Source organism: Marmoricola endophyticus (assembly GCF_014644415.1).
Taxonomy (GTDB): Bacteria; Actinomycetota; Actinomycetes; order Propionibacteriales; family Nocardioidaceae; genus Marmoricola; species Marmoricola endophyticus.
In genome coordinates this window covers 1,264,012-1,287,771 of record NZ_BMKQ01000001.1, presented here as the reverse complement: position 1 = coordinate 1,287,771, position 23,760 = coordinate 1,264,012, and the positions used below count along the sequence as shown (strand labels likewise).

The window sequence follows — 23,760 nt, the reverse complement described above, 5'->3', positions numbered from 1 at the left end:
CCATGGACGACCTCGACCTCGACCCCGCCCGGACCGCCCTGCTGGTGATGGACTACCAGCCGGCGATCGTGGGCCGGCTGCCCGACCCCGACGCCCAGGTCGCGCGGGCCGCGGCGGCGATCGAGGTCGTCCGCCGGCACGGCGGCCACGTGGGCTACGTCCGCGTCGGGCTCTCCGCCGAGGAGGCCGCGAGCGCGCCGGCCCACAGCCGTTTCGCGGCGCTGGCCGAGAACGAGGCGATGCGGCCGGACGCACCGGGCACGCAGGTGGTCGAGGCGCTGGCCCCGCGCGAGGGTGACGCCGTCGTGCGCAAGAGCCGGGTCGGGGCCTTCTCGACGACCGACCTGGATGAGCAGCTGCGCGCGCGGGACGTGGGCACGATCGTGCTGGCGGGCGTCTCCACCAGCGGCGTCACCCTGTCGACGGTGCGCGACGCCAGCGATCGCGACTACCGGGTGCTCGTGCTCTCGGACGCCACCGCCGACCCGGACCCGGAGGTCCACGACTTCCTGCTCTCGCGGATCTTCCCGGGCCAGGCGGACGTCCTCACCACGGAGGAGCTCGACGCCCGGCTCGGCTGACGACAGCACGCCGCCCGCGCACGGTGCGGGCGGCGTGCTGGCCGGGTCGTGCGGGTGCTCAGCCCTCGAGCGAGGCGTCGAGGGTGATCTCGACGCCGGTGAGGGCCTTGCTGACCGGGCAGCCGGCCTTGGCCTTCTCGGCGGCCTGCGTGAAGGCGGCCTCGTCGAGACCGTCGACCTCACCGACGACCTTCAGCGCGATGCCGGTGAGCTTGAACCCGCCGTCGGCGGAGTCCGGGCCGAGCGAGACCTCGGCCGTGACCTCGAGCGACTGCGGAGTCCCGCCGGCCTCGGCGACGAAGGCCGAGAGCTGCATCGCGTAGCAGGAGGAGTGCGCGGCGGCGATCAGCTCCTCGGGGCTGGTCGAGCCGTTGGCGTCGTCGGCCGACCGGGTCGGGAACGACACGGTGTAGGTCCCGACACCGGAGCTGGTCAGCTCGACCTGTCCGGAGCCGTCCTCGAGGCCGCCGTTCCACGCGGTGCGAGAAGTACGAGTCGGCATGTGAGTCCTCCTGAAGCGTAGGGAGTGCGCAATTTCCTTGCGCACAAGATAAACGTACGCGACGTACTCTGGCCCCACAACCACGCAGAGGAGGCGCCGTGCCCGCTCGTACCCCTGTCGCCCGCGACGCCGCCCTGGAGGACCTGGTCTGCTTCGACCTCTACGCCGCCTCCCGGGCGATGACCGCCTACTACCGGCCGCTGCTCGCCGAGCTCGACCTCACCTACCCGCAGTACCTCGTCCTCGTGCTGCTCGCCGCCCGCGAGGCGCCGGTCCCGGTCGGCGAGGTGGGCCGCGAGCTCCGGCTCGACCACGGCACCCTCACCCCGCTGCTGCGGCGCCTGGAAGCGGCCGGTCGGGTCACCCGGGTCCGCTCCCGGTCCGACGAGCGGGTCGTCGAGGTCGCGATCACCGAGGAGGGGCGAGACGTGCACGGTCACTTCGCCGAGATCCAGTGCCGGGTCACCGAGGCGCTGGGCACGGACGCTGCGGGGCTGGTGGACCTGCAGCGGTCGCTGCGGCGGCTGGCGGACTCCGTCGAGGTTAGCGCTCGTTAACCTTAAGGCCGTACGCTGTGGCGCATGTCGCCCTTCGAGCTGTCCGCCGAGCACGAGTCGTTCCGTCGTACCGTCCGCGACTTCGCCGAGAAGGAGGTCGCGCCGCACGCAGCGCAGTGGGACCGCGAGCACCACTTCCCGGTCGACGTGGTGCACAAGATGGGCGATCTCGGACTGTTCGGCCTGACCGCGCCGGAGGAGTACGGCGGCGCCGGCCTCGCCGGCGAGGACGGCGGCTTCACCAGCCTGTGCCTGGCCATCGAGGAGCTCGGCCGGGTCGACCAGTCGATCGGGATCACCCTCGAGGCCGCCGTCGGGCTCGGCATCAACCCGATCCTCACCTTCGGCGACGACGAGCAGAGGCAGACCTGGCTCCCCGACCTGGTCGCCGGGCAGCGGCTGGCCGGCTTCGGGCTGACCGAGCCCGGTGCCGGCTCCGACGCCGGAGCGACGCGCACGAAGGCGGTCCTCGACGACGGCGAGTGGGTCGTCGACGGGGCCAAGCAGTTCATCACCAACTCGGGCTCGGAGATCACCTCCCTGGTGACGGTCACGGCACGGACCGGTGAGCGCGCCGACGGGCGGCCCGAGATCAGCGCGATCATGGTCCCGGCGGGCACGCCCGGCTTCACCGCCGAGAAGGCGTACGACAAGCTCGGCTGGAACGCCTCCGACACCCACCCGCTCAGCTTCGACGGCGCCCGGGTCCCCGAGGCCAACCTGCTCGGTGGGCGCGGCCGCGGCTACGCGCAGTTCCTCTCCACCCTCGACGACGGCCGGGTCGCGATCGCGGCGCTGGCGGTGGGCTGCATCCAGGCCTGCGTCGACCACTGCGTGGCGTACGCCGGCGAGCGGACCACCTTCGGCGGCCCGATCGGGCGCAAGCAGGGCGTCGCGTTCCAGATCGCGGACCTCGAGACGATGCTGCACGCGGCGCGGCTGCTCACCTACCGCGCGGCGGCGATGAAGGACGCCATGGATGCAGGACGCCGCATCTCCACCAAGGACTTCAAGCAGGCGGCGTCGGTGGCCAAGCTCTACACCTCCGAGTCCGCGGTCTCCGCGACGCGGATCGCGACCCAGGTCTTCGGCGGCTACGGCTTCATGGAGGAGTACCCGGTCGCCCGGCTCTACCGCGACGCCAAGATCCTCGAGATCGGCGAGGGGACCTCCGAGGTGCAGCGGATGCTGATCGCCCGAGGGTTGGGCCTCCCCGTCGAGTAGCGATCACTAGGCTCGGCCGGTGACCACGGCCCCTCGTCTCGTCCTCGCCTCCGCCTCTCCGGCCCGCCTCGCGACCCTGCGCGCGGCCGGCCTCGAGCCCGAGGTCGTCGTCTCCGGGGTCGACGAGGAGCAGGTGGAGAAGGACGAGCCGGCCGCGTACGTCCTCCGCCTCGCCCAGCTCAAGGCCGTCGCGGTGGCCGCTCGCGAGCCCCGGTCCCTGGTCATCGGCTGCGACTCGGTGCTCGAGCTCGACAGGGAGATCCTGGGCAAGCCGCACACGCCCGAGGAGGCGACGCGACGCTGGCAGGCCATGCGTGGCCGGGCCGGCGTCCTGCACACCGGGCACTGCCTGATCGACACCCACCGCGAGGTCTGGCTCGCCCGCTCGGCGGCCACGCAGGTGCGGTTCGCCGACGTCACCGACGACGAGATCGCGGCGTACGTCGCCTCCGGGGAGCCGCTGGAGGTGGCCGGCGCCTTCACCCTCGACGGCCGCGGCGGGGGGTTCGTCGCCGGCATCACCGGCGACCCGCACAACGTGGTCGGGATCAGCCTGCCGCTGCTGCGCACGATGGTCGACGAGCTGGGTTTCGCCTGGACCGACCTGTGGGTCTGAGTCGGGAATCTCACACAAGTTGACATGGTCAACCTACCGAGGAGTAGACCGGGCCGTAACACGTTCGTTACCTGACTCGGGAGGTTGGCATGTGTGGTCTGTGCGGCTGGGTGTCCTTCGAGGACGACCTGCGGCGGCGGCGCGACGAGGTGCTCACGATGACGAGCACGATGGCCTGTCGCGGCCCGGACGACGAGGGTCTCTACGTGCGCGAGCACGTCGCGCTGGGGCACCGACGACTGGCCGTGATCGACGTCGAGAACGGCGACCAGCCGATGGCGCTGGACCAGGCCACGGGCCATCGTACGGACGCCCGCGCCGGCGAGGGCGACCTCGCCATCGTCTACTCGGGCGAGACCTACAACTTCCGTGAGCTGCGCGAGGAGCTGCAGGCCGCCGGGGCCGACCTGGCCACCCGCAGCGACACCGAGGCCGTGCTCCACAAGCACCTGCGCCAGGGTGTCGGCGCGGTCGAGGACCTGAACGGGATGTTCGCCTACGCCCTCTGGGACGAGCGCAACCAGCGCCTGCACCTGGTGCGCGACCGGCTCGGCATCAAGCCGCTGTACTACTACCCGACGCCGGACGGGGTGCTCTTCGGCTCCGAGCCCAAGGCGATCCTGGCCAACAGCCGGGCGAAGGCGGTCATCGACGAGGACGGCCTGCGCCAGGTCCTCGGCTTCGTCGCCGTGCCCGGTGAGGCGCCGTACGCCGGCATGCACGAGGTACGCCCCGGGCACGTGGTCACCGTCGACCGCAGCGGCATCCGCGACACGACGTACTGGGAGCTGGAGTCGACCACGCACACCGACAGACAGGAGGAGACCGTCGACACGGTGCGCGAGCTGCTGCTCGACACCGCGTCCCGGCAGCTGATCAGCGACGTGCCGCTGTGCTCGCTGCTCTCCGGCGGCCTGGACTCCTCGGCGCTCTCGGCGATGGCCGCCCGCGGTCTCGCGGAGCGCGGTGAGGGGCCGCTGCGGACGTTCTCGGTCGACTTCGAGGGCTACGACGAGAACTTCGAGGCCGACGACATGCGCGCCACGCCGGACGGGCCGTACGTCACCGCCGTGGCCGAGCACATCGCGAGCGACCACCAGCGGATCCTGCTCAACAACGACTCGCTGCTGGACCCGGGCTTCCGGGCCGCGGTGCTGCGCTCGCGGGACCTGCCGGGCATGGGGGAGATGGACACCTCGCTGTACCTGCTGTTCAAGGCGGTGCGCGAGCAGTCGACGGTGGCGCTCTCGGGCGAGTCCGCCGACGAGGTGTTCGGCGGCTACAAGGACTTCCACGACCCCGAGGCCGTGAACGCGGGCACCTTCCCGTGGATGCGCGGGATGGCGAAGGGCCGGCTCGGCTCGACCATCCTGTCCGACCGGGTGGCCGAGCGGCTCGACCTCGACGGCTACGTCGCCGCGCAGTACGACGCCACGATGGCCGAGGTGCCCCGCCTGGAGGGCGAGACGGGCCACGAGGCCCGGATGCGCGAGGTCTGCTACTCCTACCTCACCCGCTTCCTGCCCAACCTGCTCGACCGCAAGGACCGGATGAGCATGGCGGTCGGTCTCGAGGTGCGCGTGCCGTTCTGCGACCACCGGCTGGTGCAGTACGTCTTCAACACCCCGTGGTCGCTGAAGACCTTCGACGGACGTGAGAAGTCGCTGCTGCGTGCCGCGACCGCCGACCTGCTCCCCGAGTCGGTCGTGCAGCGGGTGAAGTCGCCGTACCCGGCCACCCAGGACCCGGGCTACCTGAAGTCGATCTCCGAGGACCTGCTCAGCCGGGTCGAGGACGACTCGTCGCCGCTCTCGGCGATCTCCGACCGTCGCCAGCTGCTCGCGGTGCTGGACAAGCCGGACCACGGCACCCAGATGCTCGTCGACCGGATGCTCAACATCGACGACTGGATGCGGGAGTACGACGTCGACCTGCAGATGTAGGTCTCACCGGAAGTCCCGCGACGCCGCCCGGGCCTGCAGGGCCCGGCCGGCGCCGGGGACGACCACGTCGATGCCCTCGACCCGGTCGGCGACCAGGTTGGTCGCCCCCTCCTCGCGCTCGAGGATGCCGCGGACGACCACGGCGACCCGGTCGCGAGCGGCCCGGCGGTGGACCTTCATCACCCCGACCGAGCAGACGACGTTGAGCATCCCCGTCTCGTCCTCGAGGTTGAGGAAGGTGACGCCCTGGGCGGTGCCCGGCCGCTGCCGGTGGGTGATCAGGCCGGCGACGTGCACGCGGCGGTGGTTCTCGGTGCTCGCGAGGTCCGCCACCGAGCGGATGCCCGCCCGGGTCAGGTCGGCCCGCAGGTGCTCGACCGGGTGCCGCTCGGGCGAGATCCGGGTGGCCTGCAGGTCGGCCAGGGTCAGCTCGGCCTCGCTCATCCCCGGCAGGGTCGGCGGCGGGGGAGCAGGGGTGGAGCCGGGCAGGTGGTCGGCGCTCTCGGCCGACCCGGCCACCCACAGGGCCTCGCGGCGGCCCAGCCCGAGGCCGTCGAACGCTCCGGCGGTGGCCAGCGCCTCCAGCTGGGTGGTGGTCAGCCCGGCTCGGCGGGAGACGTCGGTGACGTCGGTGAACGGTGCCTGCGCCCGTGCCTCGACGATCCGGTGCGCGACCTCGGCGCCGATCCCGCGCACCGAGTCCAGGCCGAGGCGTACGGCGTGCCGGCCGTCGCGGCGGTGCGCCGGCACCGGGTCGGGGGTGCCGGGCCGCCACTCGGTGCGGGTGAAGTGCGGGGTCCGGCACGCCTCGAGACCGGTCGGCCCGGTCGCCCCGTCCGCCTCCTCGAGCGGCTCGAGGTCGGCCTGGGCGCGTGAGCGCTGCAGGTCGGGACGGCGTACGACGACCCCGTGGCGGCGCGCGTCGCCGACCAGCGACTGGGGGGAGTAGAACCCCATCGGCTGGTTGCGCAGCAGCCCGGCCAGGAACGCCGCGGGGTAGTGCAGCTTGAACCACGAGCTGGCGTAGACCAGCAGCGCGAAGCTCAGCGCGTGGGACTCGGCGAACCCGAAGTTCGCGAAGGACAGGATCTGCAGGTAGATCCCGTCGGCGACCGGACCGACGAGGCCGCGGCGCGCCATGCCGGCGTACAGCGTGGCCTTGATCGACTCGATCCGCTCGACACCGCGCTTGGAGCCCATCGCCCGGCGCAGCAGGTCGGCGTCGTCACGGCTGCAGTCGCCCAGCGCGACCGCCATCGCCATCAGCTGCTCCTGGAACAGCGGCACCCCGCGGGTGCGCTCGAGGACGGGGACCAGGTCGGGGTGCTCGTAGGTGACCGGCTCCTGGCCGGTGGCCCGACGGACGTACGGGTGCACCGCGCCGCCCTGGATCGGGCCGGGGCGGATCAGCGCGATCTCGATGGCGAGGTCGTAGAACTCGCGCGGCCGCAGCCGGGGCAGGGTGCCGATCTGGGCGCGGCTCTCGACCTGGAAGACCCCGACGGAGTCGGCGCGGCAGAGCATGTCGTAGACCGCCGGCTCCTCCTTGGGCATCGTGGCCAGCGTCCAGCGCTCGCCGGTGTGGTCGGCGGCGATGCGCATCATGTGGTCCAGCGCGCCGAGCATGCCCAGGCCGAGCAGGTCGAACTTCACCAGCCCCATCGACTCGACGGCGTCCTTGTCCCACTGCAGGACGGTGCGCTTGTCCATCCGGGCCCGCTCGATCGGGCAGACCTCGCCGATCGGGCGCTCGGTGAGCACCATCCCGCCGGAGTGGATGCCCAGGTGGCGAGGCGTCCCGAGCATCTGCTCGGCCAGCGCGGTGACCGGCGCGGGAGCGTCCGTGCTGCCTGCGACCACCGACCCCCAGCCGTCGATCTGCTTGGACCAGGCGTCCTGCTGCCCCGGGGAGTGGCCGAGCGCCTTCGCGGCGTCGCGGACGGCCATCCGGGGTCGGTAGCCGATCACGTTGGCCACCTGGGCGGCGTTGTGCCGGCCGTAGGTGTCGTAGACCCACTGGATCACCTCCTCGCGCCGGTCGGAGTCGAAGTCGACGTCGATGTCGGGCTCCTCGTCGCGGTGCGCGGAGATGAACCGCTCGAAGGGCAGGCGGTAGAAGACCGCGTCGACCGCGGTGATCCCCAGCGCGAAGCAGACCGCGGAGCTGGCCGCGGAGCCCCGGCCCTGGCAGAGAATCGCTTGCGAGCGGGCGAAGTCGACGATGTCGTGGACGATGACGAAGTAGCCGGCGAAGTCCTTCTCGGCGATGACCCGCAGCTCGTGCTCGATCCGGGTGCGAGCCTCGTGAGCGTGCGGGAGGTGGGCGTACCTCTCCTCGAAGCCGCGGCGGGCCAGCTCGCGCAGCCAGGAGTCCGGGGTGTGCTCGGCGGGGATCCGGTGCTTGGGCAGCCGCGGCGAGGCCTTGCGCAGGTCGAAGGCCAGCTCGTCGGCCAGGATCGCGGTACGGGTCACCGCGTCGGGCCAGCGGGGGAGGGCGCGGAGCATCTCCTCGCCGCTGCGCAGGTGGGCGGCGCCGGAGAGGTCCAGCCAGCCGTCGGCGTCGGCGAGGCTCCGCCTGGCGCGTACGGCGCCCAGGGCGGCGGCGAGGTGCGCCGCGGACGGCGTGGCGTGGTGCACGTTGCCGGCCGCGACCAGCGGCAGCCCGTGGGTCCCGGCGAGATCGGCCAGGGCCCGGTTGGTCTCGTCGGTGGCCGGCGAGGGGTGCGGCGAGAGCTCGACGGCGACCCCGTCGAGCCCGAAGCGCTCGGTCAGCCGGTCCAGCTCCTCGGGGGCGCCGCCGCTGCCCAGGGCGGCGCGGACGGCCCCCTTGCGGCATCCGGTGAGCACCAGCCAGTGCCCGCGGCCACGCTCGGCCAGCTCGTCGAGGTCGTAGACCGGCCGGCCCTTCTCGTCCCCGCGCAGGTGGGCGGCGGTCATCGCCGCGGCGAGCCGGTGGTAGCCCTCCACCCCGCGGGCCAGGACCAGCAGGTGCGAGCCCTCGGGGTCGGGGACACCGTTCTGCGGGCCGGAGAGCCCGAGGGACAGCTCGGCGCCGTAGACGGTGCGCAGCCCGGTGCCGTGCGCCGCCGCGGCCTCGGCCAGCATCGGGGCGCCGTAGAACCCGTCGTGGTCGGTGAGCGCCAGCCCGGAGAGGCCCAGCCGCACCGCCTCGTCGACCAGGTCGGCGGGGGAGGAGGCGCCGTCGAGGAAGCTGAAGTGGCTGTGGCAGTGCAGCTCGGCGTACGGCACCCCGGGCTGCTCGGGTGCCCGGCTCCGGACCTCCGGGCGGGCGCGCTTGCGCCGGGAGACCGGCGCGTCCTCGGCCCCGGGCAGGGCGGGGACCCCGGAGAGCCGCCGCTCGAGCTCGGACCAGGGGACGGCGGGGTTGTGCCAGCCCATCAGTCGTACCCGGCTTCCAGCGACCACCCCGACGGCCCGCACCGCAGCAGCCAGGCGCGCCCGTCCACCCCGACCAGCTGGAACCGCGAGCACCGGCCCTGGCCCCGACCGGTCCCGCCGGTCCACCAGGACTCGTCGACCGGCCACGGTCCGGCCCAGGCCGCGACCGGCTGCCAGGTGCCGTCGAGGCGGAACCGGCTGGGTTCGCCGGTGACCGCGCCGCGCTCGGTCACCGCGACCACGCGGCCCTCGGCATCGCAGACCTCGCTGGCCGGGGGGTCGGCGAAGACGCAGGCCGGCGCAGGGCCCGGCACCTGCCCGGGCCAGGGCCGGTCGACCGGGCGCAGGCCGGTGGGCCGCTCCCCCCAGGGCACGGCCTGCTGCCGGTCGGCGGGTCCACGGCCGCCCTGCAGCACCGGCCGGGTCACCGCGTCGAACCCGATCATCGCCTGCACCCGCGCCACCCCGCGCGCGACCATCTCCTCGCCGGTCCCGCCCCACAGCCCCTCGGCGTGGTCAGCGGCCGGCTCGACCACCTCGGGCACGAACCGCACCCGCTCCACCGGTGCGTGCACCGCGCCCGGCAGCTGCCAGCGCACCCGGTCGAGGACGTCGCGGGCGGAGAAGAAGCGGGGGTGCAGCCAGGTGCGCGCCGAGCAGAGGGTCCCGTCGCTCTCGGCCTCGATCCGCACCCCGGTCACCACCAGCTGCCGCTCGGCGAGGGCGGCGACCAGCTGCTCGGCGGTGCGCCGGGCGCTGAGGCAGATGGTCTCCACCGAGTCCAGCGGGGGTTCGAAGGCGACCTCGGCGTCGAGGTCGGGCGGCGGCGTCCGAGGGGTGACGTACGCCGGTGTCTCGCCGCGGGCGCGGCGGCGCACATCGGTGCCGTAGCGGCCGAACCGGTGCTGCACCGCGTCGGCCGGCAGTGCGGCCAGGTCACCGAGGGTGCGCAGGCCCAGTCGGCGCAGCAGGTCGACGCATCCGCGGCCCTGCGGCCCGTCGGCCTCCAGCACCTCGACCGGCAGACCCGCCAGGAAGCCGGGGGCACCACCCGGATCGACGACCGCGCAGTCCTGGACCGCCGCGGTCCGTGCGGCCTGCTCGGCGGTGAACAGGTCGTCGGCGACCCCGAGCCGGCAGTCCCACACCCCGGCCCGGACGAGGGTCTCGGCGACGACGGCGGCGGCGTTGGTCTCGCTGCCGTAGTAGCGGTCCGGGGCGCGTACGGCGACCAGTCCCGGCCGCAGCGCGGCGACCCCCGGGCTGAGCTCCTCGACGGCCTCGAGCACCGGCTCGAAGGACCGTGCGTCGCGCTCGGGGTTGTCGGGAAGCAGAGCGAGGTCGGGGCAGCGGAACTGGGCGTCGCGGCGCCGCTGCCCGCGGCGTACGCCCTCCTCGCGGGCTGCCGCGTTGCAGACCTGGACGACGCCTGCACGGAGGACGGCGGCGGGCGTCAGCGCGGGCAGTGCGGCCTCCTCCAGTGCGGCGACCACCGACCAGTCCGGGCACCAGACCACGAGCACCCTCATCCCAGGGCCCGCAGCGGCTCACGCTCGGTCACCGCGCGACCGCCCAGGTCGATGCGCACGGCAGGCGTCGTCCCGCGGCGTACGACGACGCTCGCGCGTCGCTCCCGCAGGCGCCCGCGGCCACGGTCCGGTCCGGTCCAGCAGACGTCCTCCAGGCTCAGCCGGGCCTCGCAGCGCGGCCACGCGCCGGCGACGACCAGCACGGAGGAACGCTTGCGCAGCCGGGCGTCGAGGACGCCGGCCGACTTGGCGTCCACCCGCGCCGGCGGGCGCAGCACGACCACGCGCAGCACGTCGACCAGCGCGGCGACGACCTCCAGCCACTGCTCACCGGCCTCGCGCACCAGGACCGTACGGGCCAGGTCGACCCCGGCGGCGGCCGCGGCCTCGGCGCCGAAGTCGGGCCAGCCGACGAACCCCACCCACTCCCCGGCGCTCGACGCGCCGGCGACCAGCGACAGCGCGAGCGAGTCGGCGTCGACCGCGTAGCTGCCGCCCGTGCGCAGCGACACCGCACCCGCCAGGGACGCGACCACCGGCACCGGCAGCCGGGCCGGACCGCCCTCCATCACCGCGACGCGCTCGCGCAGCTGCTCGAGGACGAGGGGTGTGCTCACCCGCCGATCTTCGAACATGCATTCGAAAACCGCAACCGGTCAGTGGCCCGGCGGAGGGTCAGCGCGGCAGCGCGCTCGCTCGCCAGGCGCCACGGCCGGCCTGCAGCTGTGGCCGGTGCATCCGGGCCGGAGCGGCCCACTCACGCTTGGGCTTCGCCGGCGCCTCGCCCGAGCCTGCGGCCAGCGCGGCGAACACCGCCGTGATCGCCGCGACCTCCTCCGGCGTCGCCGAGGGCGTGATCACGCGCAGCACGGGACGGGCGGGGGTCTCGGGTGCCTCTGCTGCCTCGTCGCTCACGAGCCCGAGGGTAGTCCAGCGCGCCGTTCGGCCCACTCGGGCCCGACCAGGGACCACACCTGCTTGTCGTAGTGGCGCCCCTCGAACAGCCACGCACCGCGCAGCGTCCCGTCCAAGTGCATCCCCAGCCGCTGCGCGACCCGGACGCTGCGGTCGTTGTCGGAGCGGCAGCGCCACTCGGCGCGGTGGATGCCGCGCTCGTCGAAGGCGTGGTCGAGCAGCACTCTCGTGCCCGCCGTCACCAGGCCGCGGCCCTCGCCGGCCGGCTCCAGCCAGCAGCCCAGCTCGCAGGTGCCCCACGCGGCGTCGAGGCTCACGTACATGACGCCGCCGAGCAGGGTCTCGTCCTCCCACAACCCGTGCAGCCGGGCACCGTCATGGGCAGCCGTGTCGGCGTACCGCTGCAGCGTCGCCCGCGCGCCGACGAGGTCCGTGCTCACGAACGCCGGGCCGACCCACGGGCGGATGTGCTCCCGGGCCCGGTCCATGTGCGCCGCGAACGCCTCCGCGTGGTGCGGCTCGAGCGGCGCGAGGCGTACGCCGGCGGCGACCTCGCGTGCGTCCATGCGCTGCCTCCCGACGTCGACGACGACACCAGGCTAGGGCGCTGCTCTCAGAGGTCGGCGACCGCGAGCCCGGTGAGGCCGGGGCCGAGCACGATCACGTCCCGGTCGGTGCCGGCGACGACGTCGATCGCGCGGATCCGTCCCTCCTCGAGGTCGCCGACGTAGTACGTCTGCTCGTCGGCGGTGGCCATGCCGATCGCCTCCTTGAAGTCGCCCGCGCAGATCTCCGGGGTGCCGATGCCCGGCGTCACCCGGGCCCGGTTGAGGGTGTTGCCCTCCGGCGGCCGGCCGCGGTCGGTCCACAGCAGGGTGCCGTGGGCGTCGAGGTGCAGGTCGATCGGCTCGGGCAGCCCCTCGAAGAGCAGCTCGACCTCGTCGGGCCTGTCGATGGACGTACGGAAGATCCTTCCCTCGCCGGCCTTCGGGGCGCCCTTCTGCGTCCAGTACAGCGTGCGGCTCGCGGGGTCGACGGCGATCCCGACCGGGTGGTTGCGCGGCTGGCGCGCCGCCTCCTCGCCGGTCGCCACGACGACCAGCGGCTCGAGGTCGCTGCCGTCGAGGTTGCACCGCAGCACCTGCATCCCCTCCCGGTCGCACCAGTAGAGCTTGCCCTCGTCGAGATCGGCGGTCAGCTGCTTGCCCGTGGTGAAGGACCCCCGGGGGAGGACCGTGACCCGGTTGCCGCCGTCGAGGTCGATCCGCTCGATCGAGCCGTTGCGCGTGAAGAACGTCCGCGCGCGCGGGTCCGAGCCCTCGTCGGCCGGCCCCATGTTGGTCCAGTAGACGTGCCCTCGCTCGGCGTCGACGACGACGCCGTCGGGCGTCTCGTCCAGCCCGCTGACCAGCGTGCGCACCGTCGCCCCGTCGGGGCTCGCGGAGACGGCCTGCATCTCCTGGGCGACCAGGTTGAGGACCAGCAGCTCCTTCATCGTCCACTCCATTCCGGTGCGCGCTTCTCGGTGAAGGCGCGCACCCCTTCGGCGAAGTCGTCGGAGGCGGAGAGCCGTGAGGACTCCGCGCGCATCAGGTCCATCGCCTGGGCCTCGGTGACGTCGGGTGCCCACCGGACCAGGCGCTTGACCGCGCCGAGCGCCAGCGGGGCGTTCGCCCCGACCGTCGCCGCGAGGGCGAGGGCCGCGGTCAGCGCCTCGCCGTCGTCGACGACCTCGTTGACCAGGCCGTACGCCGCCAGGCTAGGCGCCGGCTGCGGCTTCCCGGTCAGCAGCATCTCCAGCGCCACGTGGTGCGGCAGCCGCTCGGTCAGGCGTACGACGCCCCCACCGCCGGGGATCAGCCCGCGGGTGACCTCCGGCAGCCCGAACGACGCGGATCGCCCGGCGACGACCAGGTCGCAGGACAGGGCGAGCTCGAAGCCGCCACCGAGGGCGAACCCCTCGACCGCGGCGACCAGCGGCTTGTCGACGCGTGCCTCGGTGAGGCCGCCGAACCCCTTGCTCCCGACGAGCGCGTGGTCGCCGGTGGCGGCCGCCTTGAGGTCCATACCGGCGCTGAAGTAGCCCCCGGCGCCGGTCAGGACCCCGACCCGCAGGTCGTCGTCGCTCGCCAGCCGGTCCACGGCCGCGGCGATGCCGGTCGCGACGTCGCCGTTGACCGCGTTGCGGGCTGCGGGGCGGTCGATGGTGATCACCAGCGTGCTGCCGGTGACCACGGTGGTCACGACGTCGGTGCTCATGAGTCCGCCTCCACGTCCGCGAGCGCCTCCAGCACGGCCTCGGTACGCACCCGGCGCTTCTCGACGAGCCGGTCGTAGGCCTCCTCGCCGACGCCGTACTCGGCCTCGATGTCGGTGACCAGCCTCTCGCGCACGTCGGGGTCGGTCGACGGTGCCCCGAGCGCGATCCGGCCGGTCTCGGCGCCCACGCCCTCGAACAGGTGGCGGGCGCCACCGACGCCGCCGCCCAGGACGTTGCCCTCGAACAGGCCGATCGTCGACCAGCGCAGGCCCAGGGAGTTCTGCAGGATCGCGTCGAGGTCGGCGACCCCGACGACACCGTCCTCGACGAGGTACTGCGCCTCGCGGGACAGGGCGGTCTGGAGCCGGTTCGCCACGTGGCCGGGCATCTCCTTGCGGACGACCACCGGGACGCGGTCCAGCTCGCGGTAGAGCGCGATCGCGCGCTCGACGGTCGCAGGCGCGGTGTCCGTGCCGGGCACGACCTCGACCAGCGGCATCAGGGCCGGCGGGTTGAACGGGTGCCCGACCAGGAGCCGGGTGCCGTCCTCGAGGCCCTCGGCGATCAGTGAGGACGCGATCGAGGAGCTCGACGTCGCCAGCACCGCGTCGGCGGGCGCGTGGGCGAGCACCTCGGCGAAGATCGTCTGCTTGATCTCGAGCCGCTCGGGACCGTTCTCCTGGACCAGGTCGACCCCGGTGACGGCCTCGGCGAGATCGGCGGTCCAGCTGACGAGCGCGTCGTCGGAGCCGAACTCGGACGTCACCCACTCCTCGAGCTGCGGTGCCGGGTCGGTGATCGTGACCGACCAGCCGTGGTCGCGGGCGAGGTGCGCCCACGAGAGGCCGATGACTCCGGCCCCGATGATCGCGACAGAGCGCGACGGTGTGCTGCTCATGATGTCTCCTAGCGATGGATGTCGATGCTGGTGCCGAGGGGACGGCGGGTCAGAGGAAGGCGCTGAGCCCGGTCACGTCCTTGCCGACGATGAGCGCGTTCATCTCGCGGGTCCCCTCGAAGGAGTACAGGGCCTCGGCGTCGTCGAAGGCCCGGCCGATGCCGTAGCTGGAGACGATGCCGTTGCCGCCGAACAGGTCCCGGCCGAGCGCGACCGTCTCGCGCAGCCGCGCGGTGTTCACGCCCTTGACCAGCGCCGCCTGGGCGTCGGTGGCCTGGCCCGCGTCGGTCAGCTCGGCGAGGCGAACGACGTTGCCGAGCATGACGGTCACGTTGCCGAGCATCGTGAAGAGCTTGTCCTGGATCAGCTGGTAGGAGCCGATCGGCTTGCCGAACTGCTCGCGCTGAGTCGCGTAGTCGCGGGCCAGCTCGTACGCCCGCGACGCCACGCCGACGGCCAGCCAGCCGACGCCCTGCCGGGTGCGGGACAGGACCTGGTGGGCGACGTCGCGCCACGACTCGATCCTCTGCAGCCGCATGCTCTCGGGCACGACCACGTCGACCAGCTCCACATCGGCGTTCTGCACCGAGCGGAGCGCGATCTTGTGCTCGATCTTGGTGGTCGTCAGCCCGGGCGTGCCCTTCTCGACGACGAACGCCTTGATGTTGTCGTCGTCGACGTCGCGGGCGTAGACGACGATGTAGTCGGCGAACGTCCCGTTGCCGATCCAGCGCTTCGCGCCGTTCAGCGTCCACGAGTCACCCGTGCGCTTCGCCGTCGTCCGCATCCCGCCGGCGACGTCGGAGCCGCCCTCGGGCTCGGTCAGCGCGAAGCAGGCGATCTTGTCGTACGACAGCAGGTCGGGCATCAGCCGCGCGACCTGCTCCTCGCTGCCGCCGTAGTAGATGCTGCCCATGCCTAGCCCCGTGTGCACGCCGTTGAAGACGGCCAGCGAGGCGTCGGTGCGTGCGAGCTGCAGCTGCAGGAAGCCGGTGAACAGCGAGCCGTACGCCGGACGCCCGCTGGCGGTGGGGTAGTGGTAGCCGATGGTGTCGAGCTCCTTGAACTTCTCGATCACCTCGAACGGGAACTCGGCGGCGGACCAGGCGTCCGCGGCGTACGGCGCGATCTCGCGCTCGATGTAGTCCTCGCTGCGGCGCAGGATCTCGCGCTGCTCCTCCGGGAGCTTGTCGAGGTAGGAGAAGTAGTCCCACGTGGTGTTGGCAGGCTTGGCCATGTCGATCTCCTGGTGCGAAGTGGATGGGTGGGGGCGCGAGCGTCAGTGCCGGACGGCCCCGCCGAGGCGCGGCGCCTCGTGGTAGGTCGTCAGCGGCGTGCCGCTGAACTGGACGGGGTAGCGGCGCACGCGGATGTCGCCCTCGGTGGAGTGGCTGACCTCGGGGAGCAGGTCGCCCTCGCGGACGTAGTCGTTGGACAGCGGGTCCATGATGTCGACCGGCAGCGCCATCGGGATGCTGTGCTTCTGGCAGACCGTGGCCCACTCCTCGACGCTCAGGCTCGGGGCGACCTCGCGGACCACCTCGTACACGTGCTTGCGGCCGTCGGTGGCGGTGTTCGCCCAGTCGGCGAAGTACGGGTCGGTGTCCATCCGCTCCTCCTGGCCGGCCGCGGCGAGGAGGTCGCGCATGTTCTGCAGCGAGTACGGGTGGATCGCGATGGTGCCGTCGCTGGCGCGGACGTCGCCGTGCTCGACGTTGAAGGCGATGGAGTAGCCGCCGTCGCCGGTCGGCGGGGCGAAGGTGTTGCCGGCGAGGTGCTCGACCATGGTGAACGCGAAGATCGTGTCCACCATCGGGACGTTGACCTCCTGGCCCCTGCCCGTCACGGTGCGCGAGTGCAGCGCCGCCAGCGCCGAGCCCAGGATCGCGAGGCTGGAGAGCTTGTCGGCGATGATCGACGGCACGCAGGAGGGGTTGCCGGTGAGGTAGTCCATCGCGCTGGTCAGCCCGGCGGCGGACTGCACGATCTCGTCGTACGCCGCCTGCTCGTACTGCGCGGAGCCGCGCCGGAAGCCCTGGGCGCTGCAGTAGACGAGCGCGGGGAACCGCTCGCCGATCTGGTCGTAGGAGATGCCGAGCTTGGTCAGTGCCTGCGGGCGCTGGTTGGTGACGAAGATGTCGGCCTCGGCGAGCAGGTCGAAGAAGTCCTGGCGTCCCCCGTCGGACTTGAGGTCGCACACGACGCTGCGCTTGTTCATGTTCGAGTTCATGAACAGCGGGCCCATGCCGGGGGTCCGGCCGCCGGGGTACTGGCGGGCGAGCTCACCGGTCGGCGGCTCGACCTTGACGACCTCGGCGCCCAGGTCGCCGAGCAGCTCGGCTGCGTACGGCGCCATCACCACCGATGCCAGCTCGACCACCTTCACGCCGGCCAGCGGGCCGAACGAGGATTCTGTCGTGTCGACGGACAATCTTGTCACCTCGGTATTCTCGAATGTCTCTGCGCGAGCCCTCCCGGGCTCGCACCAACATTCCTACCGCGACGGGAAGGCGATGAGAATTGCCTTTTCGGCAATTGTTGTTACCGCTGCGGCAACGCCTTCGCGAGCCCCTCGCGCAGCGCGGTGAGGTGGTCGGCGCCCCGCCGCCAGGCGAGGTAGGTCGTGAAGGCCATCGGGACGTCGCTGACCGGCAGGACGCGGAACGTCGACTCCCGCAGACCCTGGATCTCCTCGGCATCCTGGGACCGGATCGTCAGCTTGGGCGAGCCGTCCAGGGCGATCAGCGTCGCGGCGAGGTCGTCGTACCGCTCGTCGGCGTGGTTGACCACGCCGGCGGCGAACAGGTCGCGCTGCGCCTGCAGCATCTCCGCGATCTCCCAGGACCGGGGACCGTGGATGTAGGAGAAGTCGCTCAGCTCCGCGGCCGACACCTCGGACCGACCGCCCTCGAATTGTGAGACGTCGACGAGGACGCCCATCGTCTCGTGATCGACCTCGCAGAACTCGACGGATTCCGCAGCCGGCCGCACGTGGGTCAGCGCAAGATCCACGCGGTGGTCACGGATCGCCTTCGACACGTCCTTCGAGGGCACCTGGCTGATCGCGAAGACGTACTCCCCCGAGTGCTCGGAGATGAACCGTGACACCGCGTTGCGGACTCGTGAGCTCAGCGAGAACGGCACGCTCACCCGCACCCCGTCGGCCGTGTTCTCGGGCCGCAGGCGAGTCGGGATCGCCTCGACCTCGGCGACGACGCTGCCGGCGAGCACGAACAGCTTCTCGCCGGCCTCGGTCAGCGCGACGTGGTGGGTCGAGCGGTCGAACAGCGAGACCTCGAGCTCGTGCTCCAGCGACTGGATCTGCCGGGTCAGCGGAGGCACGGTGATGTGCAGCGTCCGTGCGGCCCTCGTGAAGTTCAGCTCCCGGGCCACGGCGAGGAAGTACTGCAGCTGCCGGATCTCCACGGCTGCGACCCTAGGGCACGTTGCTCACCCCATGGCCTGCTGCGAACGGCCAGCGGTTGAGCAACGCACCCTAGGCCAGCGCGGAGCAGCCGGGGCACCGGCTCATCAGCGAGTGCCGACAGTGCAGGACGTGCTCGAGGAACCGGCTGGTCCGCAGCAGCTCGGCGCGCTGTCGCTCGACTCGTACGAGCTCGGCGCGGATCACCGCCTCGCGCCCGGTGGCGTCGCGGTGGAGCGTGAGCCGGGTCTGCTCCAGCGACATCCCGGCGCGCCTGCAGGCGAGCACGATCCGCAGCCGGGTGAGCGCCTCGTCGTCGTAGTCGCGGTAGCCGTTGTCCAGCCGGGCCGGCACCACGACGCCCTCGTCCTCCCAGTGCCGCAGCACGTGGGTCTCGACGCCGATCTCCTCCGCCGCCTCACCGATCCGCACGTGGTCCATCCTACGCTTGCCTTCAGGTCCACCTGAATGTTTAGCGTGAGGCGCATGCACACCTCGACACTCGAGTGGAACGGCCGCCGGATCGCCTGGAGTCGCGCGGGGAAGGGCCCGCCGGTGGTCTTCGTGCACGGCACGCCGTTCTCCGCGCGGGTGTGGTCGCCGTACGCCGCTGAGCTGAGCCGGACCCACACCGTCTTCGCCTGGGACCTCCCCGGCTACGGCGAGTCCTCGAAGGACCCCGCGCACGCGGTGGACTTCACGGTCCACGCCCGCGCCCTCGCCGCGCTGCTCGAGCACTGGGGCGTCGAGCGGCCGCACGTCGTGGCGCACGACTTCGGTGGCGGCGTCGCGCTGCGCACCCACCTGGTCGAGGAGGTGCCGTACGCCTCGCTGCTGCTGGTGGACGCGGTGGTGGTGCCGCCGAGCGGGTCGGCGTTCTTCCGGCTCGTGGCTGACCACCCCGACGTGCTCGGCAGGCTGCCGGCGCCGATGCACCGCGCGGTCGTCGAGGCGTACGTCGCGGGCGCCGTCCACCACCCGCTGACCGCCGAGCAGCGCGACGCGCTCGTCGCGCCGTGGACCGGCGAGTCGGGGCAGGCGGCGTTCTACCGTCAGATCGCGGGCTACGACGAGGGTCTCCTCGCCGAGAACGAGCGCAGGCTCGGCGCCCTCGGTGTCCCCACCCGGGTCCTCTGGGGCGCCGAGGACGCCTGGATGCCGTTGCCGCTCGGTCGGCGCCTGCACGGTCTCCTCGACGCCGCCGCACCCGGCGGTGCCGGCTGGCGGGTGATCGAGGGTGCCGGGCACCTCGTGCAGTACGACGCCCCCGTCGCGCTCATGTCCGAGCTGCGCGACTGGCTCGCCACTTGCTGACAGGCGGCGCTCCACGGCGCTTGACGGGGTGGTTTCGACGTCCTCCCTCCCCTCGACAGGCTCAGGACAACGCGCTGGCGCTCGGTCGGGCTCAACCACCGGTGGTCACGGCGACCACTCGGTGGTCGAGCCCGAAGCGAGCTCTGCGAGCGAGGACGTCGAGACCACCCCGCACCCGACTGCCGGCCGCCGACGCTCGCGTACGGCGACGTTGCGGCCCCTCCACGGCCTCATGAGGGCCGAAACGTCGCCATCTGCACGAGCTGGTCAGCTCACAACGGGATGTTGCCGTGCTTCTTCGGCGGCAGGGTCTCGCGCTTGTTGCGCAGCAGGCGCAGTGCCTTGACCACCTCGGCGCGGGTCTCGCGGGGAGCGATGACGGCGTCGACGTACCCGCGCTCGGCGGCGAGGTACGGGTTGGCGAGGGTGTCGTCGTACTCCTGCATCAGCTCGGCACGGCGGGCGTCGGGGTCCTCGGCCTGCTCGAGCTCGCGCTTGTAGAGGATGCCGACCGCGCCCGACGCGCCGACGACGGCGATCTGGGCGGTGGGCCAGGCGAGGTTGACGTCGGCGCCGAGGTGCTTGGAGCCCATGACGTCGTACGCCCCGCCGTACGCCTTGCGGGTGATCACGGTGACCAGCGGGACGGTGGCCTCGGAGTAGGCGTAGATCAGCTTCGCGCCGCGGCGGATGATGCCGTTCCACTCCTGGTCGGTGCCGGGCAGGAAGCCGGGGACGTCGACGAACGTGAGCACCGGGATGTTGAAGGCGTCGCAGGTGCGCACGAAGCGGGCGGCCTTCTCGGAGGCGTCGATGTCGAGCGTGCCGGCCAGCTGCATCGGCTGGTTGGCGACGACGCCGACCGAGCGACCCTCGACGCGGCCGTAGCCGATCACGAGGTTCGGCGCGAACAGCGGCATCACCTCGAGGAACTCCTCGTCGTCGAGGACCGTGGTGATGACGTCCTTGATGTCGTACGGCTGGTTCGGCGAGTCGGGGATCACCGTGTCCAGCGCGGTGTCGAGGTCGCTGGGCTCCAACGAGGCCTCGTCGTCGTACGACGGAGCCTCGTCGAGGTTGTTCTGCGGCAGGTACGACAGCAGCGCCTTGACGTACTCGATCGCGTCGTCCTCGTCGGAGGCCATGTAGTGGGCGTTGCCCGAGCGGGTGTTGTGGGCGCGCGCGCCGCCGAGCTCCTCCATCGTCACGTCCTCGCCGGTGACCGTCTTGATGACGCCCGGGCCGGTGATGAACATGTTGGAGGTGCCGTCGACCATGACGGTGAAGTCGGTGACCGCGGGGGAGTAGACGTGCCCGCCGGCGCAGGAGCCCATGATCATCGAGATCTGCGGGATGACGCCGGAGGCGTGGACGTTGCGGCGGAAGATCTCGCCGTACAGCCCGAGGCTGACGACGCCCTCCTGGATCCGCGCGCCCGCGCCCTCGTTGATGCCGATGATGGGGCAGCCGGACTTGATGGCGAGGTCCATCACCTTGGTGATCTTCTCGCCGTACACCTCGCCGAGGGAGCCGCCGAAGACGGTGAAGTCCTGGCTGAACACGCAGACCTGGCGGCCGTCGATGGTGCCGTAGCCGGTGATCACGCCGTCCCCGAACGGACGCTTCTCCTGCAGGTTGAAGTTGGTGCTGCGGTGTCGCACCAGCTTGTCGAGCTCGACGAAGGAGCCCTCGTCGAAGAGCTCGTCGATCCGCTCGCGCGCGCTCTTGCGCTCCTTCGTGTGCTGCTTCTCCGCGGCGGCCTCGTTGGCCTCGACCACGTCGGCGTCGCGCCGGGAGAGGTCCTCGAGCTTGCCGGCGGTGGTGTGGATGTCGATGTCGTCGGGGACCTCGATGCCGCCGAGAGCCTCCTGGGGCTCCTCCGCGGACGTGGCTGCGTCGCTCACCTGGCTGGCCTTTCGTCGGGAACGGCGGCCAATCTAGTGCCCGTGCCGGATCAGAGCCCCTGGCGGGTGCAGCGCCTGCCCGAGAGCCCGTCGACCAACGAGGTGGCCGCCGAGGCCGTACGTCGTGGCGAGCCGCCGGGTCTGGTCGTGGTCACCGACCACCAGACCGCCGGGCGCGGGCGGCTGGACCGCCGCTGGGAGACGCCGGCGGGGGTGGCGCTGACGTGCTCGGCCGTCGTCGACCCGGGGGTCCCGGACGCGCAGTGGCCCTGGCTGCCGCTCGCGGTCGGTGTGGCCTGCTGCGAGGCGGTCGAGGAGCTGACGGGGCTCGCGCCCGGCGTGAAGTGGCCCAACGACGTGCTGCTCGAGGAGCGCAAGCTGGCCGGCATCCTGGTCGAGCGCGTCCTCGCGCCGGGTGGGCACCCGCTCGCGGTGCTCGGGATCGGCGTCAACGTCCACCAGAGGGAGCTCCCCGTCCCGACGGCGACCTCGCTCGCCCTGGCCGGCGTGCAGACCACGGTCGAGGAGCTGCTCGGCGCGCTCCTCGCCCGGATCGGGGCGGGGCTCGGCGCGTGGCGAGCCGAGGGCGGCCCCGGCGCGCTGCGCGCGTCGTACGTCCGGCGGTCGGTGACGCTCGGCCGGCGGGTCCGCGCCGAGCTGCCCGGCGGGGGCGTGCTAGAGGGCCGCGCGGACCGGCTCGACGAGCACGGCCGACTGGTGCTCACCGACGACGCGGGGGAGCCGCACGTGGTCGGTGCCGGCGACGTCGTTCACCTGCGTGTCACCTCGTGAGTGAGACAATCGTCGCCGTGCCGGACTCCTACACCCGCGAGCAGCTCGAGGTCGCGATCCTCGGAGCCCCGCCCGCGCTGACCTCGGACGAGGTCGCCGAGCTCTCGGGCGTGGAGTCCGAGACGAGCAAGCGGCTGTGGCGGGCCCTGGGCTTCGCCGACGCCGCCGGGCAGGCGGCCTTCACCGAGCTCGACGTGCAGGCGGTGCAGGACACGATCGCGCTGACCGACAGCGGCGCGATCGACCGGGACCACGTGATGGCCCTGACCCGGGCCCTGGGCCAGACCATGGCCCGCCTGGCCGACTGGGAGGTCGCCACGCTGGCCGGCCGGGTGGAGGAGCTCGAGCGCGGCGAGCAGGCCACCGGCAGTCGCCTGGGCAGCGCCACGCGACTGGTCGAGGACCTCTCGCCGGGCTTCGAGAAGGTGCTGGTCCACGCCTGGCGGCGGCACCTGGCCGCGGCGGTCGCCCGGGTCTCCGCGATGGGGGCCCAGGACGCCGACCTGCACACGGCCGAGCTGACGGTCGGGTTCGCCGACATCGTCCAGTTCTCGGCGTACTCCAACCAGCACACGCAGGCCCGGCTGGGCGAGATGGTCGAGGTCTTCGAGTCGCGTGCGACCGACGCGGTCGCGACCCACGGCGGCCGGGTGATCAAGACGCTCGGCGACTCGGTGCTCTACGTCTGCGACGAGCCCGAGGCGGCGTACGACGTCGCCGCCGCCATCGTGCGGAGCTTCGGCCGCGACAAGTCGCTGCCCGACGTCCGGGTCGGCCTGGCCACCGGGCCGGTCGTGATGCGGCTGGGTGACGTCTTCGGTCCGGCCGTCAACCTCGCGGCACGGATGACCTCGGTCGCGCGCCGCAACCGGATCATCGCCGACCAGCGGACGGCCGGCCTGCTGCCGCCCGAGCAGTTCCAGCTGCGCACCCTTCCGCTGCGTCCGCTGCGGGGGTTCGGCGACGTGGAGCCGATCGCGGTCAAGCGCCTGTGAGCCGGCGGTCATGAGGGCGGTCGGCCCGGCGACCGTCGCCCTGATGGTCGTCGGTGTGGTCGCGGTGTCGTTCTCCGGGCCGCTGATGGCGGGGCTGGCGGTCCCCGCGCTCGCCGTCTCGATGTGGCGCAACGCGATGGCCACCGGGCTCCTCGCACCGGTGGCGCTGACCCGCCGACGTGCCGAGCTCCGGGCCCTGGACCGGCGCACCGTGACGATGGTCGTGACCGCCGGGCTGTGCCTGGCGCTGCACTTCGGCACCTGGGTCACCTCGCTGCGGATGACCTCGGTCGCCGCCAGCACCGCCCTGGTCTCGCTGCAGGTGGTCTGGGTGGTCGCCTGGGACCGGCTCACCGGAGTACGCCTCGCCGCGCTCGCCTGGGCCGGCCTCGTCCTCGCGCTGGGCGGCGTCCTCGTGATCACCGGCGTCGACGTCGCCACCTCGACCCGCGCGGTGGTCGGGGACCTGCTCGCGGTGGTCGGGTCGGTCGCGGTCGCGGCCTACACCGTGCTGGGCTCGCACGTCCGGCGCGGCGTCTCGACGACGACGTACACCGTCTGCTGCTACGGCACCGCGGCCCTCGCGCTCCTGGTGACCGGCCTCCTCCTCGGCGTACGCCTGGTCGGGTACGCCCCGCGCGAGTGGGGTCTCCTGCTCGTCGTGACGCTGACGGCACAGCTGCTCGGGCACTCCGTGTTCAACCGGCTGCTGGACACGATCTCGCCGATGGTGGTCTCGCTGGCGCTCCTCCTGGAGATCCCGGGCGCCGCGGTGATCGCGGCGGCGCTGCTGGGCCAGGTCCCCGCCGCCGGGGTCTTCGCCGGTCTGGGCCTGGTGCTCGCCGGGCTGGCGCTGGTCGTCCTCACCGCGAGGCGGGCCGTCCCGGAGCCGGCCGGCATGTAGCCT

At 72.6% G+C, this 23,760-nt stretch carries 23 protein-coding genes; 9 read left to right on the top strand and 14 right to left on the bottom strand.

Annotation, left to right across the window (positions count from 1 at the left end):
- Positions 1–2 precede the first annotated feature (2 nt).
- On the top strand, positions 3–581 hold the full coding sequence (locus IEX42_RS06305; RefSeq protein ID WP_188779015.1) for a cysteine hydrolase family protein: 579 nt from the start codon (positions 3–5) through the stop codon (positions 579–581).
- A gap of 58 nt (positions 582–639) precedes the next feature.
- On the opposite strand, the gene IEX42_RS06300 is transcribed toward IEX42_RS06305, so the two are convergent.
- Entirely contained in the window at positions 640–1,083 is a 444-nt protein-coding gene (locus IEX42_RS06300; protein ID WP_188779014.1) for an OsmC family peroxiredoxin, read from the bottom strand.
- A gap of 98 nt (positions 1,084–1,181) precedes the next feature.
- On the opposite strand from IEX42_RS06300, the gene IEX42_RS06295 reads away from it, so the two are divergent.
- From IEX42_RS06295 to asnB, 4 genes are all read left to right on the top strand, one after another.
- Positions 1,182–1,640, top strand: coding sequence for a MarR family winged helix-turn-helix transcriptional regulator (locus tag IEX42_RS06295; protein ID WP_229660654.1), 459 nt, complete (start codon positions 1,182–1,184; stop codon positions 1,638–1,640).
- 24 nt (positions 1,641–1,664) lie between these two features.
- Entirely contained in the window at positions 1,665–2,864 is a 1,200-nt protein-coding gene (locus IEX42_RS06290; protein WP_188779013.1) for an acyl-CoA dehydrogenase family protein, read from the top strand.
- A 19-nt stretch (positions 2,865–2,883) separates the two neighbouring features.
- Positions 2,884–3,480, top strand: coding sequence for a Maf family protein (locus IEX42_RS06285; RefSeq protein ID WP_188779012.1), 597 nt, complete (start codon positions 2,884–2,886; stop codon positions 3,478–3,480).
- 89 nt (positions 3,481–3,569) lie between these two features.
- A complete protein-coding gene (gene asnB, locus IEX42_RS06280) occupies positions 3,570–5,423 on the top strand; it encodes an asparagine synthase (glutamine-hydrolyzing) (RefSeq protein WP_188779011.1) in 1,854 nt (617 codons plus the stop codon).
- A gap of 3 nt (positions 5,424–5,426) precedes the next feature.
- Here the strand turns inward: asnB and IEX42_RS06275 are convergent, their stop codons facing one another.
- The 12 genes from IEX42_RS06275 to IEX42_RS06220 form a co-directional block, all read right to left on the bottom strand.
- Positions 5,427–8,822 carry an error-prone DNA polymerase gene (locus tag IEX42_RS06275; RefSeq protein ID WP_188780955.1) on the bottom strand — a complete coding sequence of 1,132 codons (3,396 nt, stop codon included), beginning with the start codon at positions 8,820–8,822 and terminating at the stop codon, positions 5,427–5,429.
- Positions 8,822–10,351 (bottom strand): DNA polymerase Y family protein, encoded by a 1,530-nt coding sequence (locus IEX42_RS06270; RefSeq protein WP_188779010.1) that lies wholly within the window; start codon positions 10,349–10,351, stop codon positions 8,822–8,824. The genes IEX42_RS06275 and IEX42_RS06270 overlap by 1 nt, the downstream gene beginning before the upstream one ends.
- Positions 10,348–10,968: a DnaE2-dependent mutagenesis accessory factor ImuA' gene (gene imuA' / locus IEX42_RS06265; protein ID WP_188779009.1), complete on the bottom strand. Its 621-nt coding sequence runs from the start codon at positions 10,966–10,968 to the stop codon at positions 10,348–10,350. Before imuA' ends, IEX42_RS06270 begins: the two co-directional genes overlap by 4 nt.
- A gap of 58 nt (positions 10,969–11,026) precedes the next feature.
- Complete coding sequence (locus tag IEX42_RS06260; RefSeq protein ID WP_188779008.1) at positions 11,027–11,266, bottom strand: acyl-CoA carboxylase subunit epsilon; 240 nt, start codon at positions 11,264–11,266, stop codon at positions 11,027–11,029.
- Positions 11,263–11,832 (bottom strand): GNAT family N-acetyltransferase, encoded by a 570-nt coding sequence (locus IEX42_RS06255; RefSeq protein ID WP_188779007.1) that lies wholly within the window; start codon positions 11,830–11,832, stop codon positions 11,263–11,265. Before IEX42_RS06255 ends, IEX42_RS06260 begins: the two co-directional genes overlap by 4 nt.
- A gap of 47 nt (positions 11,833–11,879) precedes the next feature.
- The gene (locus IEX42_RS06250; protein ID WP_229660653.1) at positions 11,880–12,773 is read right to left on the bottom strand and encodes an NHL repeat-containing protein; all 894 of its coding nucleotides are present in this window, start codon (positions 12,771–12,773) and stop codon (positions 11,880–11,882) included.
- A complete protein-coding gene (locus IEX42_RS06245; RefSeq protein ID WP_188779006.1) occupies positions 12,758–13,525 on the bottom strand; it encodes a crotonase/enoyl-CoA hydratase family protein in 768 nt (255 codons plus the stop codon). The genes IEX42_RS06250 and IEX42_RS06245 overlap by 16 nt, the downstream gene beginning before the upstream one ends.
- Entirely contained in the window at positions 13,522–14,424 is a 903-nt protein-coding gene (locus IEX42_RS06240; protein WP_188779005.1) for a 3-hydroxyacyl-CoA dehydrogenase NAD-binding domain-containing protein, read from the bottom strand. Before IEX42_RS06240 ends, IEX42_RS06245 begins: the two co-directional genes overlap by 4 nt.
- Before the next feature lie 49 nt (positions 14,425–14,473).
- Positions 14,474–15,661 (bottom strand): acyl-CoA dehydrogenase family protein, encoded by a 1,188-nt coding sequence (locus IEX42_RS06235; protein ID WP_188779004.1) that lies wholly within the window; start codon positions 15,659–15,661, stop codon positions 14,474–14,476.
- A gap of 42 nt (positions 15,662–15,703) precedes the next feature.
- Positions 15,704–16,864 carry a CaiB/BaiF CoA transferase family protein gene (locus IEX42_RS06230; RefSeq protein WP_188779003.1) on the bottom strand — a complete coding sequence of 387 codons (1,161 nt, stop codon included), beginning with the start codon at positions 16,862–16,864 and terminating at the stop codon, positions 15,704–15,706.
- Between the two features lie 101 nt (positions 16,865–16,965).
- Positions 16,966–17,850: a LysR family transcriptional regulator gene (locus tag IEX42_RS06225; RefSeq protein WP_188779002.1), complete on the bottom strand. Its 885-nt coding sequence runs from the start codon at positions 17,848–17,850 to the stop codon at positions 16,966–16,968.
- 70 nt (positions 17,851–17,920) lie between these two features.
- Positions 17,921–18,280, bottom strand: coding sequence for a MerR family transcriptional regulator (locus tag IEX42_RS06220; RefSeq protein ID WP_188779001.1), 360 nt, complete (start codon positions 18,278–18,280; stop codon positions 17,921–17,923).
- A gap of 54 nt (positions 18,281–18,334) precedes the next feature.
- Between IEX42_RS06220 and IEX42_RS06215 the strand changes: the two genes are divergently transcribed.
- Positions 18,335–19,162, top strand: a complete 828-nt coding sequence (locus IEX42_RS06215) for an alpha/beta fold hydrolase (protein ID WP_188779000.1) — start codon at positions 18,335–18,337, stop codon at positions 19,160–19,162.
- Between the two features lie 272 nt (positions 19,163–19,434).
- On the opposite strand, the gene IEX42_RS06210 is transcribed toward IEX42_RS06215, so the two are convergent.
- Positions 19,435–21,015: an acyl-CoA carboxylase subunit beta gene (locus IEX42_RS06210; RefSeq protein WP_188780953.1), complete on the bottom strand. Its 1,581-nt coding sequence runs from the start codon at positions 21,013–21,015 to the stop codon at positions 19,435–19,437.
- A gap of 93 nt (positions 21,016–21,108) precedes the next feature.
- On the opposite strand from IEX42_RS06210, the gene IEX42_RS06205 reads away from it, so the two are divergent.
- Genes IEX42_RS06205 through IEX42_RS06195 form a run of 3 tightly spaced genes read left to right on the top strand, consistent with a single transcriptional unit; the run spans position 21,109 to position 23,757 of the window.
- Entirely contained in the window at positions 21,109–21,858 is a 750-nt protein-coding gene (locus IEX42_RS06205) for a biotin--[acetyl-CoA-carboxylase] ligase (RefSeq protein ID WP_229660652.1), read from the top strand.
- A complete protein-coding gene (locus tag IEX42_RS06200; protein ID WP_229660651.1) occupies positions 21,855–22,853 on the top strand; it encodes an adenylate/guanylate cyclase domain-containing protein in 999 nt (332 codons plus the stop codon). The genes IEX42_RS06205 and IEX42_RS06200 overlap by 4 nt, the downstream gene beginning before the upstream one ends.
- Before the next feature lie 10 nt (positions 22,854–22,863).
- Positions 22,864–23,757 carry a DMT family transporter gene (locus IEX42_RS06195; RefSeq protein WP_188778998.1) on the top strand — a complete coding sequence of 298 codons (894 nt, stop codon included), beginning with the start codon at positions 22,864–22,866 and terminating at the stop codon, positions 23,755–23,757.
- Positions 23,758–23,760 lie beyond the last annotated feature (3 nt).